We start from the raw sequence: 566 nt of genomic DNA on the forward strand, positions 1-566 counted from the left end.
CACCGGCGGCCCGCCGCCCAGGCCCCGCGCGCGGCCTCGGGCTTCGACGACATGGACGACGACATTCCGTTCTGAAGCCGTCGCGCCGTCGTGGCCCATGAAAGGCCTGTCTTCGCAAGGAGACAGGCCTTTTTCGCACCTTTCTTGCGGGGTGCAGGGCCACCGACGGGCCGCTTTCTTCAGGCGGCCTCCTTGCCCGCGCCTTCCTTTTCCTCGCCGGCCGGCTCCGTTTTCCACAGGCCCCGCACGTTCATCGCCGCCAGGCAGCACTGCAGCGCCATGAGCGCCCAGGCGCGGGTGTGCCATCCCCAGGCCAGCCACAGCACGTTGCTGCCGAGAAAGATCCAGAACCCGGCATTGCGCCGCGCTGAGTGCGTGGAGGCGACCAGCCAGGCCGCCAGCACCGACGCCGCGAATGCCGGCCACTGCAAGAGGCCGAGCCAGTCGTCCATCGCGGTCAGGCGCCCACGGCCTGCAACAGCTTCTGGTTGAACGCCGGAATGTCGTCGGGCTTGCGGCTGCTGACCCATTGCCCCTCGACGTGCACGGTTTCGTCCACCCAGGTG

General features: G+C 68.9%; 1 protein-coding gene. It reads right to left on the reverse strand.

Annotation, left to right across the window (positions count from 1 at the left end; all coding sequences use genetic code 11):
• Nucleotides 1-179: 179 nt before the first annotated feature.
• Nucleotides 180-452 (reverse strand): hypothetical protein, encoded by a 273-nt coding sequence (locus tag AC27IQ_RS26840; RefSeq protein WP_317356828.1) that lies wholly within the window; start codon nucleotides 450-452, stop codon nucleotides 180-182.
• Nucleotides 453-566: the final 114 nt, after the last annotated feature.

The organism is Acidovorax sp. KPB24-07, from assembly GCF_057543315.1.

What these genes read in the sequence shown, in the direction of transcription:
- AC27IQ_RS26840 (WP_317356828.1), bottom strand. Translation starts at nt 452, where the DNA reads ATGGACGACTGGCTCGGCCTCTTGCAGTGGCCGGCATTCGCGGCGTCG.